At 42.3% G+C, this 17,023-nt stretch carries 16 protein-coding genes; 12 read left to right on the top strand and 4 right to left on the bottom strand.

Annotated elements, in window-relative coordinates; translation table 11 throughout:
• Positions 1-108 precede the first annotated feature (108 nt).
• Positions 109-978, top strand: coding sequence for an acyl-CoA thioesterase II (tesB, locus tag ACRCA4_RS11760; protein WP_433188701.1), 870 nt, complete (start codon positions 109-111; stop codon positions 976-978).
• On the opposite strand, the gene plsB is transcribed toward tesB, so the two are convergent.
• Positions 975-3,416 carry a glycerol-3-phosphate 1-O-acyltransferase PlsB gene (gene plsB / locus ACRCA4_RS11755; RefSeq protein ID WP_433188698.1) on the bottom strand — a complete coding sequence of 814 codons (2,442 nt, stop codon included), beginning with the start codon at positions 3,414-3,416 and terminating at the stop codon, positions 975-977. The two genes, tesB and plsB, sit on opposite strands and share 4 nt — an antisense overlap.
• 137 nt (positions 3,417-3,553) lie before the next feature.
• Between plsB and lexA the strand changes: the two genes are divergently transcribed.
• The 5 genes from lexA (at position 3,554) to ACRCA4_RS11730 (ending at position 8,652) form a co-directional block, all read left to right on the top strand.
• Positions 3,554-4,171, top strand: coding sequence for a transcriptional repressor LexA (gene lexA, locus ACRCA4_RS11750; protein ID WP_433188695.1), 618 nt, complete (start codon positions 3,554-3,556; stop codon positions 4,169-4,171).
• 300 nt (positions 4,172-4,471) lie between these two features.
• Positions 4,472-5,617: a cytochrome c oxidase subunit II gene (gene coxB / locus ACRCA4_RS11745; RefSeq protein ID WP_433188692.1), complete on the top strand. Its 1,146-nt coding sequence runs from the start codon at positions 4,472-4,474 to the stop codon at positions 5,615-5,617.
• Positions 5,618-7,204: a cytochrome c oxidase subunit I gene (gene ctaD, locus ACRCA4_RS11740; protein ID WP_433188690.1), complete on the top strand. Its 1,587-nt coding sequence runs from the start codon at positions 5,618-5,620 to the stop codon at positions 7,202-7,204.
• Positions 7,205-7,208: 4 nt separating this feature from the next.
• A complete protein-coding gene (locus ACRCA4_RS11735) occupies positions 7,209-7,772 on the top strand; it encodes a cytochrome c oxidase assembly protein (RefSeq protein WP_433188687.1) in 564 nt (187 codons plus the stop codon).
• A 1-nt stretch (position 7,773) separates the two neighbouring features.
• The gene (locus ACRCA4_RS11730) at positions 7,774-8,652 is read left to right on the top strand and encodes a cytochrome c oxidase subunit 3 (RefSeq protein WP_433188684.1); all 879 of its coding nucleotides are present in this window, start codon (positions 7,774-7,776) and stop codon (positions 8,650-8,652) included.
• 5 nt (positions 8,653-8,657) lie between these two features.
• Here the strand turns inward: ACRCA4_RS11730 and ACRCA4_RS11725 are convergent, their stop codons facing one another.
• On the bottom strand, positions 8,658-8,867 hold the full coding sequence (locus tag ACRCA4_RS11725; RefSeq protein WP_433188681.1) for a DUF2909 family protein: 210 nt from the start codon (positions 8,865-8,867) through the stop codon (positions 8,658-8,660).
• A 26-nt stretch (positions 8,868-8,893) separates the two neighbouring features.
• Here ACRCA4_RS11725 and ACRCA4_RS11720 point away from each other — a divergent pair, with 26 nt between their 5' ends.
• Genes ACRCA4_RS11720 through ACRCA4_RS11700 form a run of 5 tightly spaced genes read left to right on the top strand, consistent with a single transcriptional unit; the run spans position 8,894 to position 12,675 of the window.
• Positions 8,894-9,637 (top strand): SURF1 family protein, encoded by a 744-nt coding sequence (locus tag ACRCA4_RS11720; protein ID WP_433188678.1) that lies wholly within the window; start codon positions 8,894-8,896, stop codon positions 9,635-9,637.
• Entirely contained in the window at positions 9,630-10,142 is a 513-nt protein-coding gene (locus ACRCA4_RS11715; protein WP_433188675.1) for a hypothetical protein, read from the top strand. The genes ACRCA4_RS11720 and ACRCA4_RS11715 overlap by 8 nt, the downstream gene beginning before the upstream one ends.
• A complete protein-coding gene (locus tag ACRCA4_RS11710) occupies positions 10,139-11,146 on the top strand; it encodes a COX15/CtaA family protein (protein WP_433188672.1) in 1,008 nt (335 codons plus the stop codon). Before ACRCA4_RS11715 ends, ACRCA4_RS11710 begins: the two co-directional genes overlap by 4 nt.
• Entirely contained in the window at positions 11,130-12,044 is a 915-nt protein-coding gene (gene cyoE / locus ACRCA4_RS11705) for a heme o synthase (RefSeq protein WP_433188669.1), read from the top strand. The genes ACRCA4_RS11710 and cyoE overlap by 17 nt, the downstream gene beginning before the upstream one ends.
• Positions 12,034-12,675, top strand: a complete 642-nt coding sequence (locus ACRCA4_RS11700) for an SCO family protein (protein WP_433188666.1) — start codon at positions 12,034-12,036, stop codon at positions 12,673-12,675. The genes cyoE and ACRCA4_RS11700 overlap by 11 nt, the downstream gene beginning before the upstream one ends.
• Here the strand turns inward: ACRCA4_RS11700 and ACRCA4_RS11695 are convergent.
• Entirely contained in the window at positions 12,662-13,687 is a 1,026-nt protein-coding gene (locus ACRCA4_RS11695) for a polysaccharide deacetylase family protein (protein WP_433188663.1), read from the bottom strand. The genes ACRCA4_RS11700 and ACRCA4_RS11695 overlap by 14 nt on opposite strands.
• Positions 13,688-13,780: 93 nt before the next feature.
• Entirely contained in the window at positions 13,781-14,359 is a 579-nt protein-coding gene (nfuA, locus tag ACRCA4_RS11690) for a Fe-S biogenesis protein NfuA (RefSeq protein WP_433188660.1), read from the bottom strand.
• A 126-nt stretch (positions 14,360-14,485) separates the two neighbouring features.
• On the opposite strand from nfuA, the gene ACRCA4_RS11685 reads away from it, so the two are divergent.
• Positions 14,486-17,023, top strand: coding sequence for a M14 family metallopeptidase (locus tag ACRCA4_RS11685; protein ID WP_433188658.1), 2,538 nt, complete (start codon positions 14,486-14,488; stop codon positions 17,021-17,023).

Genomic DNA, 17,023 nt, shown 5'->3' with positions numbered 1-17,023 from the left:
TTGTCCAATTTTCCGGCATAGCTATAGTTAAAAAAATAACTACAATCTTTGCTGATTAAATAGTTTTACGGCAGAATAACAACTTAAGCCCACGATTAAGGAAAGTAGATGAGCAAAGCATTAGATGGCTTATTATCATTGTTAAGGTTAGAGAAAATAGAGCAGGGCCTGTATCGCGGGCCAAGCCAAGACTTAGGCTTTAAGTCGGTGTTTGGTGGTCAAGTAATGGGGCAAGCTTTGTCTGCAGCTAAAGAAACCTTGGCTGAAGATAGAAAGTTGCATTCTTTTCACTCCTACTTTTTGCGTCCAGGAGATGCTTCTAGGGCGATTGTTTACGAAGTAGAAAATATTCGTGATGGTAAAAGCTTTAGCACACGTCGAGTAAGAGCGATCCAATACGGCAAGCCTATTTTTTATTTAACCGCGTCTTTTCAAACAGAAGAAACGGGTTTTGAGCATCAAGATGTGATGCCTGATGTGCCGGCACCAGAGCAGTTAGTGTCTGATTTAGATTTTTATCAACAACACGCTAACCTTATTCCTGAAGCTTTGCGCAGCAAATTTATTTGTGAAAAGCCAATTGAAATGCGGCCTGTTGACTTTCAAAACCCTTTTAAACCCAAGGTAAGTCAGGCTAAACGCTATGTTTGGTTTAAAGCCAATGGAGCTATGCCCGATGATTTGCGTGTGCATAAATACTTACTCGCTTATGCGTCTGACTTTAACTTCTTACCAACGGCGTTACAGCCTCATGGCAAGTCGTTTTTAGCGCCAAATATGCAAGTTGCGACTATTGATCATGCCATGTGGTTTCATCAAGATTTTCGTTTTGATGATTGGTTACTGTACGCCATTGATAGCCCCAGCGCTTCAGGTGGTAGGGGGCTAGTAAGAGGTCAATTCTTTAATCGAGATGGCGTTTTAGTTGCCTCAACAATTCAAGAAGGTGTTATACGCGCTTATCCTACCAGCCGCTAACTGCGGCTAGTAGGTAAAATGCTATGAATACTTAACAAAACATCGTTACGTAATAAGCTGTCTATGGCTTGATCAAGCTCGGTTAGTGAATCTGTAGCTAACATCCGGCTTTGGTCATCGGTTTTGGTGTAGCCATTATCGCGCAACGCATTTATTAATGTGGTAAATAGCTGCTTATCATAATACTCAGGTGCGGTAATGCCATGCTGTTGCAACAAGCGTTGTGCTAATAGGTGGCATTGCTTCTCTAAGTCAGCACGGTTTTGTGGTGCTTGGGTTAAAATAAGTTGTAATAGCATAGCGTAACGCTGCAAGGTATGTTCTGCATTATCAGCTAACAGGCTTAGCATAAAATAATGGCTACTTTGTTGCGCAGGAGCTAAATACTGATCGCCTTGCTGTTTGATAATATTAGCTTTGACAAAGTGATCTAATACCTGCAAACAGTAATCTTCAACATTATCTAGCTGTAGAAACATCTCTTGTTTTAGCAGAGGATAAAGTTGTTGCACAATGTGCAGTAATCTTTCCCGTTTTACTTCACGTTGGTGCAAAATCGCGTTGGCTAAAATCGACGGCATAATGAATAGATGTAGTATATTATTACGATAGTAGCTCATTAATATGGCGTTCTCGTCAGTCAGACTAATTAACTCACCAAAGTTATCTCTCTGCTGTTGTACCTTATCTAAACTAATGGCGTGCTCAATCAAGGTGCTGCTATTAGCGTCTGGCAGAGTCATTTGGTTATGATAAGGAGCTTGTTGTTGTAGCTGTAAATAGAAATCGACTTGCTGCTCTAGTTCTTGTCGAGTTAAGGTATGCTTTTCAGTGGCAAGTAGTGACAGCGCAATCAAATTGATACTGTTTAACGCAGCAGCTTGGTTAATCCGTTGCATAACATTGATAGATATATCATCGACAACACTAGCTAACCATTGCGGTTTTTGCACTTCTATAGGGTGGATATCCTGCTTCCAATTAGGCACAGTTTGATTAAGGTAATCATTTAACGTTAACGGCTGACCAAAATTAACATAACCATAGCCATAATCACGCAAATTACGAATGGCTTTAATAACACCAAACACAGACTCTTTCTTTTTACCTGAGCCTTGTAACTCACTTAGATAGGTGTTGACTTCCATAACATGTTCATAGCCTAAATAAACAGGGACTATTGTGACGGGACGATCAATACCTCTGAGCATCGATTGCAATGTCATGGCTAGCATGCCTGTTTTGGGCTGTAACAAGCGGCCTGTTCGGCTTCTGCCACCTTCAGTGTAATATTTTATTGAATAGCCTTTAATAAAGAGTTGGCATAAGTACTCGCGAAAAACGGCAGAATACAATTTATTACCACTAAAACTGCGGCGAATAAAAAAAGCACCGCCACGGCGAAAAATTGTACCCGCAGGCCAAAAGTTAAGATTAATTCCAGCCGCAATATGCGGTGGAACTAAGCCTTGTTGGTAAATAACGTAGCTAAGTAATAGGTAGTCCATATGGCTACGATGGCAGGGAACATAAACAATTTCGTGACCTTTTTGGGCTAAATCACGCAACACATCGGCATTGTGAACTTTTATTCCTGTGTATAGTTTATTCCATAACCAATTTAATACTCTATCCGCCACTCTTAGCGTGGATGAACGATAATCTGCGGCAATTTCTAGTAATAATTTATGCGCATTTTTTTGTGCTTGAACCAGAGAAATGTGTTTTGACTTTGCCTCTTCAGCAATGGCTTTTTTTAAAGCCGGTGCCGCCAGTAAAGAATTAAACAATTGGCTACGATTAACGAGTTTAGGGCCATTGGCCGCTAAACGTTGCCGGTAAAAGTGAAATCGTGACATCCGTAATAGCTTACGTGATGTATCGTCATCGGCGCCAAACTGAGCAGCCATTTGTTGTAAAGACAAAGCCGGAATAAACCGAACTAACGAATGACGACCAGAAACTAACACAATGAGTAACTTTGCCAGCCAGTTTGGCGCGTGCGCTTCACCGAGTAACCATTTGATACTATTCTCCTTGCCGGGTGCTCGGCCCCATAAAATTGACACAGGGATAATTTGTGCATTTAAGGTTGGGTTTTTCAGGTGCGCTTCTAACAAAGCTAAAGCCTGTTGATGGGCTGAAGTTTTACCGCGCTTTAATACTAAAGAATGAGGTTTTTCTAAAAATAAGGTGCGAAAGTGTTTTACACCATCTAGTACAACATAAGATGCTGGGTCGGGTAGTTGTAACTGCTTGCAAACGTGTTGTAATGCCGCTAAATCAGAACCCGACTCAGTAGGGCAAATATAAAAGACCGGTTGGCTAGTATCTAGTTGCAGCTCAGAAACCGGTTGTTCAGGAACAACTTTGTACTTCAGCAGCGGGCGTAAAGGCCACTTTAATAAGGCTGCAAACAATTTTACCGAGCGAAACATAATGATCCTATCCTCAAAAAAACCGGTGCGTAGCATACCACGTCGCGGCTTAAGCTTAAATTAGCATTAACTCAGATGCTTGCAATTGTACCTTGCCTGTATATACTAACAGTATCAACTGTACAGGTAACCAGCATATGAGACCACTTACGCCGCGACAGGCTGAAATATTACAACTGATCAAAGATTATCAGATTAAAACCGGCATGCCGCCAACACGTGCTGAAATAGCTCAGCAACTAGGCTTTAAATCTGCTAATGCAGCAGAAGAACATTTAAAAGCCCTAGCTAAAAAAGGGGCAATAGAAATGTTGCCAGGAACCTCTCGCGGTATTCGGTTAATTGATAATGATGAACCTGAACAACTGGGTTTACCTTTAGTGGGGAAGGTCGCGGCAGGCCAGCCTATACTCGCGGCTGAGCATGTACAACAGCATTATCAAGTTGATGCTAATATGTTTAAACCTTGTGCTGATTTTTTACTGCAAGTTGAAGGCATGAGTATGCAAGATATTGGCATACTGGATGGCGACTTATTAGCGGTTCATAAAACGAATCAGGTTGAAGCTGGGCAAGTTATTGTTGCACGTGTTGATGACGAAGTTACAGTGAAACGATTCAAACGCGATGGACACACCGTATTTTTATCGCCAGAGAACGATGATTTTTCCGTGATCAAGGTAGATTTACGACAACAGCATTTTGCCATTGAAGGTTTGGCTGTAGGCGTTATTCGTAAAGGCGGTTGGCTGTAAAATGTACTAAGCTCAACAGCTTATTTTTTAAAGGCACTGGTCTGACCTTAATGGTTTGCCGGTGCTTTTTTCGTTTTTGGGTTTACAGTTTGCATTCTATGAACAATTCTTAGTCTGCATAAGATTAAAAATAATTTAATCAATGTGGTTTCAGCGCTAGCCTCGAAACCTGAAAGTAAAATAATAATAATGTACTGATGAAACTGAAAACATAGATTCGGTGTGGGAATATAATAGCCGTGTAGTGCTGTGAACTTGGTTTCTGCAGTTTGCTTTGCAAAATGACAGAGGAGAAGTCCAGTGACGAAACCGAGTAGGCTTCGTTGGTCGCTGCCAGCTTTGCTATGCACAGCGTCAGTTAATGCTACAACAATGCCCTTAAATATGACTCAGGGTGTGTCTGATATTAGTCAGCAGGTTTATAACCTGCATATGACGATATTTTGGATTTGTTGTGGTATTGGCGTGGTTGTGTTTAGCTTGATGTTTTGGTCTATTTTTCGGCACCGAAAATCGCGCGGCGTAACACCAGCACAATTTCATGAAAGCACCAAAGTTGAAATAATTTGGACCGCAATACCGGTTGTTATTTTAATTCTAATGGCAATCCCTGCCACTAAGACACTTATTGCTATGGAAGATACCACTGAGGCGGATATCACCGTGTTAATAACGGGTTCGCAGTGGAAATGGCACTATCAGTTTTTAGATCATGATGTTGCTTACTACTCGTTACTTGCTACGCCCAAAGAGCAAATTAATAATCGCTTTAATAAAGAGCAAAATTACTTACTCGAGGTCGACAGACCGTTAGTTATTCCTACTAATAAAAAAGTCCGTTTTTTAATGACTTCTGATGATGTTATTCATTCTTGGTGGATGCCTGCTTTTGCTATTAAAAAAGACGCTAACCCTGGTTTTATCAATGAAACTTGGACTCGGGTTGAAGAGCCCGGTATCTATCGTGGCCAATGTGCTGAGCTTTGCGGTAAAGATCATGGTTTTATGCCTATTGTGGTTATAGCTAAAACACCTGAAGATTTTGCCGCTTGGGTGGCACAAGAAGAGAAGCGTAATGCTGATGCCAGAGCTGAAGAGCAGGCTTTATTAGCAATGAATATGTCAAAAGATGAATTAATGACTGTTGGCGAGCGGACTTATAATGGTCATTGCTCTGTTTGCCATCAAACATCAGGTGAAGGTTTGCCAGGTGTGTTCCCTGCATTAAAAGGCAGTGCAATGGTACTAAAAGATAAAGCAGCTCATATTAATATGGTACTGCATGGTAGTAGTGGCACAGCAATGCAGGCGTTTGCTAAGCAGTTAAGCTTAAAAGAAATTGCTGCGGTAATTACCTATGAGCGAAATGCGTGGGGTAATAATACGGGTGACTTAGTACAAGCTGCAGATGTACATGCAGTCTTAAATGGCAAAGGGGATGAGTAGATGAGCGCAATAACAGAGTCTGCCGTGGTTGACGAGCATCATGATCATAAACCTAAAGGCATAAAGCGGTGGCTTTACACAACGAACCATAAAGATATCGGCAGCTTATACTTAATTTTTGCCTTAGTGATGTTCTTTATTGGTGGCACTATGGCGATGGTGATCCGCGCAGAGTTGTTCCAGCCAGGTTTGCAATTTGTTGAACCACATTTTTTCAATCAAATGACTACAGTACACGGCCTAATTATGGTGTTTGGTGCTGTTATGCCTGCATTTACCGGTTTGGCAAACTGGATGATTCCGATGATGATTGGTGCGCCTGATATGGCGTTACCGCGGATGAATAACTGGAGTTTTTGGATCCTGCCTTTTGCGTTTTTAATTTTACTTATGTCACTGTTTATGCCAGGTGGCGGTCCGTCTTTTGGTTGGACCTTCTATGCGCCACTATCAACAACATACAGTAGTGATAGCACTGCTTTATTTGTGTTTTCTGTCCATATTATGGGGATCTCATCAATTATGGGTGCGATCAATGTGATTGTAACCATCTTCAATATGAGAGCACCGACAATGACATGGATGAAAATGCCGTTGTTTGTTTGGACCTGGTTAGTGACAGCATTCCTATTAATTATGGTGATGCCGGTACTTGCTGGTGCTGTCACTATGGTATTAACCGATAAGTATTTTGCTACTAGCTTCTTTGATGCAGCAGGAGGCGGGGATCCCGTCTTGTTCCAGCATATTTTCTGGTTCTTTGGTCACCCTGAAGTCTATATCATGATTTTACCTGCCTTTGGTATTATCTCGAGCATAGTGCCGACCTTTTCGCGAAAACCATTATTTGGCTATGCCTCTATGGTTTACGCAACTGGTAGTATCGCCTTGCTGTCGTTCTTAGTTTGGGCGCATCATATGTTTACCACCGGTATGCCCGTGTTTGCTGAACTGTTTTTTATGTACTGCACTATGCTTATTTCTGTCCCCACTGGTGTAAAAGTATTTAACTGGGTTGCGACCATGTGGCGCGGAGCCATGACCTTTGAAGCGCCTATGATGTTCGCTATTGCATTTATTGTCTTGTTTACCATAGGTGGGTTTTCAGGGTTAATGCTAGCGATAACGCCAGCAGACTTCCAATATCATGACACCTATTTTGTGGTGGCCCATTTTCATTATGTGCTAGTCACTGGCGCGGTATTTTCAATTATGGCTGCTGCCTATTACTGGCTACCAAAGTGGACAGGGTTTATGTATGACGAAAAGCTGGCGCAATGGCATTTTTGGTGTTCGCTAATATCGGTCAACCTGCTGTTTTTTCCAATGCACTTTGTTGGTTTAGCCGGTATGCCAAGACGTATTCCTGATTACGCGCTGCAATTTGCAGATTTCAATGCCTTAATCAGCGTGGGTGGCTTCTTGTTTGGCTTATCACAACTGCTATTTGTTTGGGTTGTTGTTAAGTGCGCCAGAGGCGGAACTAAAGCTACGGCACAAGTTTGGGAAGGAGCAAAAGGGCTTGAGTGGGAAGTAGCTTCACCTGCACCTTATCATACCTTTACCACGCCACCAGAGGTGAAGTAGCGACATGATAAAGCCTGTGCATAAGATATTAACTCGAAAACTAGTGGTGATATGCTTGGCCATGTTTGGCTTTGGCTTTGCATTAGTCCCGTTATATGACGTGTTCTGTGATCTTACGGGTATAAATGGCAAAACGGCAACAACAGCGGCGTCAACTGATGCGGCTGTTATAGATACCAGCCGTGAAGTTATTATTGAGTTTATTGCACGGCCTAATAAAGATATGCCTTGGTTATTTAAGCCTGAAACGCGTCGAATAAAGGTGCATCCAGGTGAAGTGCATCGAGTGAATTATCTAGCAACTAACCCAACTCAGCGCTTAATTATTGGCCAAGCCGTACCTTCAGTCGCCCCTGGGCAAGCAGCATTATTTTTTCACAAAATAGAGTGTTTTTGTTTTAGCCAGCAACAACTAGCTGGTGGCAAAGACATGTTGATGCCTTTACAGTTCTATGTTGATCCGGCATTACCAAAGCGGTTTTCTACAATAACGCTGTCTTATACTTTGTATGACGTTACAGCGAATATGCAAGAAATTGCCAGCATGCCGACAAAAATTGGGGAATAACATGAGTAACAGTTACGAGAAATATTATGTTCCCACGCAAAGCCCTTGGCCTATTGTAGGTGCGGTTGCGTTATTTTTAATTGCTTTTGGTGCTGGCCATTATATTAACGATATTAATTATCAGCGAACCGGTTTTGGCGGCTACTTATTGTTTGCCGGTATAGCCACGCTTATTATTATGTTGTTTGGCTGGTTTAGAAACGTGATTGATGAGTCGATGAGTGGCTTATATAGCAATCAGATGTCACGTTCATTTCGCTTAGGTATGAGCTGGTTTATCATGTCTGAAGTGATGTTTTTTATGGCTTTTTTTGGCGCCTTATTCTATGGCCGGATTATCGCCTTAGATTGGCTTAGTGGCGGTAGCAATAATGCCAGCACCTTTGCCCTGTTATGGCCAGAGTTTCAAGCAAGTTGGCCGCTACTTAAAACCCCTGGTGGCACAGAAACTCAAGCAATGCCAGCAACTGGCTTACCCATGATTAATACTGCCTTGTTACTCATTTCTTCTGTCACTTTACACTTTGCCCATACTGCGCTGGAAAAAAGTAAACGCGGTCAGTTAAAGTTAATGCTGTTTTTTACCTTAGTGCTTGGCGCAAGCTTTTTATGCCTGCAGGTGTATGAGTATGTGCATGCTTATCGTGACTTAGGCTTAACTATGGCTTCAGGTTTTTATGGCAGCACCTTTTTTATGTTAACCGGTTTTCACGGTGTGCATGTCACCTTAGGTGCCATCATCTTATTCTTTATCTTTTTACGGGTATTAAAGGGGCATTTTACGCCTGAAAATCATTTTGGTTTTCAGGCGGCGGCTTGGTATTGGCACTTTGTCGATGTGGTCTGGCTGTGTCTATACGTGTTCGTCTATGTTTTGTAACCCGGTTAAGACGGAGTCGCGTTTGGCTGAATTAAGCCAAACGCAATGGCACAAAAAATTAGTAATAAAAGTAAGACCGAAATAATTAAGCGTCGCCCTAAAAAGCGCGACATGCTGACGCCCGATTGTGATGGGCGCAGCATTAAGATCCCAGCACGAAATAAATTAAAAATAATAAAGAGTAGTAGTGCAATGATAATAAGTTTAATTAACATAAATAGTGCTCTATTAGGTCAGACATATGCGGATTAAAGTGGCAAATCATGTTTTTGCCGTACGCGTAACGTGGTTGTGTTTAACTGTGGCTGCTTTTGTTATTTTAATCAACCTATCTTGGTGGCAGTTACAACGAGCAGAGCAAAAAACTGTACAGCTTAATCAGTTAGCACTACAGGCAGAGCAAAGTGTATTAACCGCTGCTGCGCTAGAAAACCTAGTCAGTGATAACCACAGTGTTGAGTTAGATGGTTTGCAGTTAGCTACATCCGCAAGCTGGCAAGCTCCTTATATTTGGTTGTTAGATAATCAAATTGTTAAAGGAAAAGTTGGCTATGATGTGATTGTGGCCGCTAAGCTTGCTACAACAAATAAGCTATTACTGGTTAATCTAGGTTGGATTGCCGGCACTGATTCTCGAGATAAATTACCTGCTGTTGAGATCCCTGCGCAATTAACACTGCAAGGCGTTTTGCATACTGATGTTGCCGGCATGCTGTTATTAGGCCAAAACATAGAAAGTTCGGAGCACTGGCCAATGCGGATCCAGCAAGTTAACTTTACTGCGATAGCCGAGCAGATTGCCCAGCCTATTTATCCTGCATTGTTATATCAGCAACAACAAACAGGTTTTATTCACCATTATCAAGCTGTTGTCATGCCTCCTGAAAAACATCAAGCCTACGCCTTGCAGTGGTTATTGTTAGCTATTGTCGTGCTAGGGGTGGCATTAGCAGCGAGTCATCAAGGAAAGGTCGTTTATGGCTAAAAATAAATTCTTACTGCTATTTATATTATGTTGCGCCGTACCATTAATTTTAGCCTACCTAGTATTGAGAATGGGTTGGTTTGAAAGTGGAGTTACCAGTAAAGGCCATTGGCAAACCGAAGAAGTGTTTGTATTAGAGCCGACAGCTGAGCAAGCGCATTGGCGTATAACTGTGTTGCCAGCCAAGGAATGTGAGCAACTATGCCAAAATGCGGTTTATACCGTTCAGCAATTATTTATTGGTTTAGGCCGCAAACAGCAGCAAGTTCAACCGGTGCTAGTGACTACAGAACCAATGACAACCTTACCTAGCAGCTTTAACCAGCATACAGCTAAGCAGCAACTCAATGCCGAATTAGCGAATCATATTGTGCTGGTAGATTATCAAGGCTTAGCTTTATTGCGTTACCCGATGCCTAACACAGAAGATGAAATGGTGTTAACGGCAAAAGCGTTACGCCAAGATTTATTAAAGCTGCTCAATTACGATAGGACAGAAGTATGACAAGACAACGCTGGTTGGCTAGCTTTGCCATTATTCTAACATTGTGCGTCATAACCTTAGGTGCTTATACTCGACTTACTGATGCCGGTTTAGGTTGCCCTGACTGGCCAGGTTGTTACGGTTTTTTAAAAGTGCCACAGCAAGATCATCATATAGCGCAAGCGATGCAAGCCTTCCCTGATCGACCTGTACATGCGGAAAAAGCTTGGAACGAAATGATTCATCGCTATTTTGCCGGCAGTTTAGGCGTATTGATTGCCTTGATTTTTGTTACTAGCTGGTGGCGAGCCGCGAAGCCGAAGCTTATTCCTAGTGCATTATTGTTATTAGTTGTTTTTCAAGCAGCCTTAGGCATGTGGACGGTAACCCTTAATTTAATGCCGCTAGTGGTTATGGGGCATCTGTTAGGTGGCTTTGCACTATTAAGTTTATCCGCTGTTTATTGGCTGCAGTTACAGCCTAAATTACCCGCGCAATCTGAATTAGTAGGCCTAAAACCTTTAGCCTATTTAGCGGTTATTGTTGTGATAACTCAAATAGCGCTAGGCGGTTGGACTGCTGCTAATTATGCGGCTTTAGCCTGTATAGAATTGCCTGTATGCGAAGCTGGTTGGTGGCAACGTATGGATTTAATTGCTGCCTTTGATTTGCATCTAGGCCACGACGATTATGAATATGGCGTTATGTCGGCAGAGGCGAGGCAAACTGTGCATGTATTACATCGCTTTGGAGCTATAGTCACCTTTAGTGTGGTGGCACTGTATTTATGGCAATTATGGCGCCGAGCTATACAACCCAGAATTCGCAAGCTTACCCTAATTGCTATTGCCTTACTCATAGGCCAATTTTGCTTAGGTGTAATGAATGTTGTGCTGCACTTACCTTTAGTAAATGCGGTTGCCCACAATGTTGTGGCAGCTAATTTATTGATGGTGTTAGTGTTATTGTTGGTACAAGTGCCGAGTAAAGTGTCGGCAAGGAGTCCGCATGCTGAGTATAAGTAAACCCGTTGATTTTACCGCTGTCTGCAAAGATTATTTAGAACTAACTAAACCCAAAGTAGTGGCTTTATTAGTGTTAACCGCCTGGGTAGGTATGATGCTTGCGGTGCCTGGGTTACCAAATATGGTGACGGTAATAGTGGCGACACTAGGTATTGGTTTGCTATCTGCTGCTGCAGCAGCAATGAACCATGTGGTCGACCGTCGAATTGATGCTCAAATGGCGCGAACCTATAGTAGGCCCATTGCAAAGGGGCGTATAAGTAGTAAACAAGCCAGTGTGTTTGCTACTAGCTTAGCGATACTAGGTTTTTTGCTATTATATTTTGCTGTTAATGCGTTAACCGCTTGGTTAACCTTGGCAAGTTTATTTGGCTATGCGGTGGTATACACGCAATTTTTAAAACGCGCCACACCACAAAATATTGTGATCGGTGGTTTAGCCGGTGCCATGCCACCGCTACTTGGTTGGACGGCGGTTGCCGGTGAAGTACACGGCCATGCATTATTGTTGGTAATGATAATTTTTGCTTGGACACCGCCACACTTTTGGGCGCTCGCTATTCATCGCAAAGCTGATTACGCTAAGGTAAATATGCCCATGCTGCCAGTAACACATGGTATTGAGTTTACTAAAAGTATTATTTGTTTATATACAGTGCTTCTTTTTATAGTATGTTTAATGCCTTATTTAGTAGGGATGAGCGGTGCGATTTATTTAATAGGCAGTGTTATTTTAAACCTGCGCTTTATGCAGTACGCGTGGCGATTAAAGCTTGCGGATGAAAAAACAGATTTAGCCATGAAAACATTTAAGTTTTCTATAGTGCACTTGATGACGTTGTTTCTTTTACTGTTAGTTGATCATTATATAAAGGTATCCCCCTTCTATGTTACGTAATTTTATTGTTGTTATCCTTGCTTTGGCGGCTGTCGCTGCGGGCGTTATGTTTTATCAAATGCAGCAGTCTAGTGCAGAGCCGCAGAATGCTTTAGTTTTTCCACAGCCTAGAACCTTAAGTGACTTTAACTTAACGGATCAATTTGGTGAGAAGGTCGACAGAGAGCGGTTATATGGTCAATGGACTCTAGCGTTTGTTGGTTATACATATTGCCCAGATATTTGCCCATTAACCTTAGCTAAATTAGCTGGAGTTCAGCCGGAACTGGCAACTATGGTAGAGGAGCCGTTAAAGGTATGGTTTATTTCGGTTGATCCTAATCGAGATACGGTGCAACAGTTAAATAATTATGTGAACTATTTCTCACAGCCGGCTGTGCTAGGAATGACAGCAGGCCATGATCAGTTATTTCCTTTTGTGCGTCAGCTTGGCTTAATGTATGCCATTAGCAGCACAACTGAGCCGAATTATTTAGTGGATCATAGTGCTTCTATTGTATTAATTAATCCACAAGGCCAATTAGTGGCAATGTTCAAACCGCCACTACAAGTAGGCGAGCTACCTGTAGTGAGTGCTGAACAGTTGTTAACTGATTTCCCGTTGGTTTTACAAAAGCTTAATCAAGCCTAAGCCAAGGTTGTGAGTACCAATAGTAATAGCCTTTCTTGCTAAGTGAGGGGGCAGTACAGTTATAGCGACTACGACCTTTAGCTAAAGGCTTGCTAGCTTGCACGCTAAAACTGTTTTTAGTTATCCAGTTAGGTGTTAAAACCTGACCTGAGGCATAGCACTGTAATTGACTAGGCTGAAAGTCGTCTACCTTTAAGGTTAAGCCTAATGTGGGTGGGTTTGTTTTTTGTATTAAAGAGTCTGTTTGCTGCTCATTAGTAATAGTAAAAGCTAAACTGCGAAACTTCTGACTAAGTTGAGTTAAATCTGCATATTGGCCGGCAGCTGGGAACCTGGGGATATGAGTTAAAGAAGTGCTATTACCTACAGCGCCTGAATGTTGGCCAATGCCGATGAATCCCAGCTCAGATACTAGTTGTTCAAGGGCTAGGCTATATTCCCCATAAGGGTAAGCTAACCATTTATGGGATTGTCCGGTGTGCTGTTTAATTTTCTCTTCTGCCTGCAAAATGCTTTGCTGCATGCGCGCTTGCCAAGCTTGTGTGGTTTCCCCTGCTTCTGGAGCGGCCATATGCTCATGCCACATAGCATGGTTAGCGATTAAAACACCTTCATCAGACATTTGCTTAACTTGTTGCCAGCTTAATAAAGGGCCGTCTTGCTTATCAATGCTGCCAGGGCTAATAAATAGGGTATAGGGATAACCAAACTGTTGTAAAATAGGCCTTGCAGTGGTGAAGTTATTTTCGTAACTATCATCAAAAGTGATAACAACACTATTATCAGCAATAGGCTGGTTGGTTTTAAGTTGATTAATTAAGACATCAAGGCCAATAACGTTAAAGTTATGATCTTTTAAATACTGTAAGTGGCTTCGAAATTCATCTGCTGTGACGCTTGTTACTCTAGGGGTATCATCAGCAACATGGTGATAAATAAGAATGACCGCAGCCTGAGCAGGCTGTAATGTTAAATAAAACAGGCCAAAAAATAAAGTTAATAACCGCAGCATAAAATCCCCTAGCTGAAATAATAAAGGTTGCTGTTATATCACAGCTAGGGTCTCGCTTTAGGTAATGTTTAATACCCTAGCTTGAAGATGCTATTAATAGTAAGAGTGTTCGCCAGCTTGGTGCTCTGTAATATCACGCACTCCGGTTAGCTCACCGTTAAAACGGTTTAATAACTCTTTCTCGATGCCTTCTTTTAAGGTCAGATCAACTTGAGCGCAACCATTACAACCACCGCCAAACTCTAATACGGCTACACCGGCTTCTGTTAGCTCAATAACGGCAACACGGCCACCGTGATTCGCTAGTTGTGGGTTAATCTCGGCATCAATCACATATTGCACGCGTTCAAGTAATGGCGCGTCGTCACTCACCTTACGTACTTTGGCGTTCGGCGCTTTTAATGTTAGCTGTGAACCCATCTGATCAGTGACAAAATCAATTTCAGCATCGACTAAAAAGGGTTTACTCTCAGCATCAACTACAGCATCGAAGCCGGTGAAATTAAAGCGTAAGTCGGTTTCTTCAACCGCATCGGGTGGACAATAAGAAACGCCACACTCAGCTTGCACTGTGCCTGGGTTGACAACAAAGACACGAATTAAGGTGCCTTCAGGTTGGTTAGATAATAGTTTTGCAAAGTGTGCTTGTGCTTGTTCTGAAATAGAAATCATTTTAGTACCCGACTAAATTACTAGGTTAATTACTATGATACTCCTCCTGTTTATTGGATGCCAGCCCAGCTTGAACTTTGCTTTCGGATCTGGCTAACTTAGCGGCTGCTAAGAGGATATCACAATATGAAATATGTAAGTTTACTGACCTTGGCGCTATTTAGTTGCCTTAGTACTGCTCAGATACAATATGCACCAACAGCCGAAAAACCAAGTGTTCCTAGTCCAAAACAGGCGTTAGGTTTTACTGTAGGTGAATGGCATGCGCGTCATGATCAAATTCAGCACTACTTTAGCCAATTAGCTGACAAGTCGCCACGAATGCAGTTAGAGACTATTGGCTATAGTCATGAAAAAAGACCCCTGCTGCAACTCGTTATATCTGCGCCAGAAAACGTACAGCGTTTAGATGAAATTCGCCAGCAACATATTCGGGCAGCACGAGGCGGCGTTAAGCCCGCTGCTGATGCTCCGGTGATCATTTGGCTTGGTTATAGTATCCATGGTAATGAGCCCAGCGGAGCTAACGCGTCATTGCTTTTAGCGCATTATTTAGCTGCTAGTGATGATCCAAAGGTTATTAACTGGCTAAAGAATGCCGTAATACTGGTGCAGCCTAGTTTAAACCCTGATGGTAACGACCGTTTTGCTCTGTGGGCCAATATGCACAAAGGTGCCACAGCAGTTGCAGATAGGCAACATCGTGAACATAACGAGCCTTGGCCCAACGGACGCCCTAACCACTATTGGTTTGATTTAAACCGTGATTGGTTGCTATTACAACATCCAGAGAGCCAAGCCCGCATAACGCAATACCAGAAGTGGCTGCCTAATATTGTGGGTGATTATCATGAGATGGGGACCGATAGTACCTTCTTTTTCCAACCGGGTATTCCTAGTCGTAATTCGCCTTTTACACCAGAGCGTAACTTTGAACTGACTAAAACATTAGCGACCTATCATGCAGCGGCTTTAGATCAGACTAATAAGTTGTACTATACGCAGGAGTCCTTTGATGATTTTTATGTTGGCAAAGGGTCTACTTACCCAGATGTTCAAGGCAGCGTTGGCATTTTATTTGAACAAGCCAGCAGTCGCGGTCATTTGCAAGAAAGTATCAATGGTAATTTGAGCTTTCCTGATACCATTCAAAATCAATTTACCGCTTCACTGTCAATGATTGACGGCGCGGTTGAGCAGCGTAAAGCATTATTAGATTACCAACATCAATTTTATAAAGATGCCAAGCAACAAGCCAAAGACGATAAAATAAGTGGTTATATTTTAACGGAGCCGGCTGATAAAACCAGAATGGCCGCTTTACTAGATACGCTTAAACGCCACCAAATTAAAGTGTATCCGCTGGCTAAAGACTGGAAAAATAGTGGCGAAAAATACCCGGCTGATACCAGCTATTATGTGCCATTAGAACAGGCGCAATATAAATTTATAAAAGCAGCGTTTAGCACCGAAACCTTGTTTAATGATAATACTTTCTATGATGTGTCAGCTTGGACCTTACCTTATGCTTATAATATTCAGTTTAAGCCAGTTAAAAGCCAGCCTAGCGAAAATGTATTAGCAAAGCAGTGGCAAAAAGCGTCACCTGAGCCTTTAGCCTTAGCCTCAGGTGCTTATGCCTATGGTTTTAATTGGCACGATCAGCAAGCGCCTTTATTGCTTCATGCCTTATTGGCCGAAGGGCTGCAAGTTCGGGTTGCTATGAATGATATATCTACCCAAACAGCACAAGGTAAGGTTGATTTAGCCAAAGGGGCAATGTTAATTCCTGCTGGCCTACAGCAGGGTGAATGGTTTGCCAAACTGCAGCAAGTACAAAAGCAATTTGATTTGCCAGTTTATGCCATCACTACCGGCTTAACCAGTAAAGGTAGTGATTTAGGTAGTCGTAATCTACTGCCAGTGACTTTACCTAAAGTATTGCTAATTGCAGGCCCAGGCATCAGCTCAACAGAAGCAGGTGAAGCTTGGTATAATATTGAACGCTTAGGCGGCATTTCACCTAGTATTGTAGAGCCGCAGCGCTTTTCAGCAATAGACTTAAATCGCTATAGCCATATTGTGTTACCTGATGGTAGCTACACACAATGGTCAGATGCCGATGTCACTAAACTAAAAGCATGGGTGCAACAAGGTGGTGTCTTGTGGGGGCATAAGCGTGCAGCTATGTGGTTGGCTGAGCGTAATATCATCAAAACCGAAACTTGGACAGCTGCTGAGATGTATAGTCTAATTACAGCAGAAAACTTAAGTTATGCTGATCAAGAGCAGTTAGCGGGTAAACAGCGTTTAGCTGGCGCTATTTATCAGGCGGAATTAGATTTAAGTCACCCTTTAGCTTTTGGCTTTACTCGCAAAGAGCTGCCAGTGTTTAAAAATAGTGTTTTACTATTAAAGCCCAGTGAACAGCATTTTGTTAATGTAGCTTTATATAGTGCATCACCGCAATTAGCCGGCTTTACAGCAACAGAATACATTCCAAGAATAAGCCAAAGCGCAGCCCTTATTGCCCATAATTACGGCAAGGGTAAAGTGATAGCAATGACCGATAACCCAGTATTTCGTGGCTATTTCTTTGGTTCAAGCCGGTTGTTAATTAATGCGCTTTATCTTGGCCACAGTATAGATGCGAGTGCAAAATAG

This window comes from Rheinheimera sp. WS51, from assembly GCF_050936095.1.
GTDB lineage: Bacteria > Pseudomonadota > Gammaproteobacteria > Enterobacterales > Alteromonadaceae > Alishewanella.
This window is presented reverse-complemented; position numbering and strand designations above follow the sequence as displayed.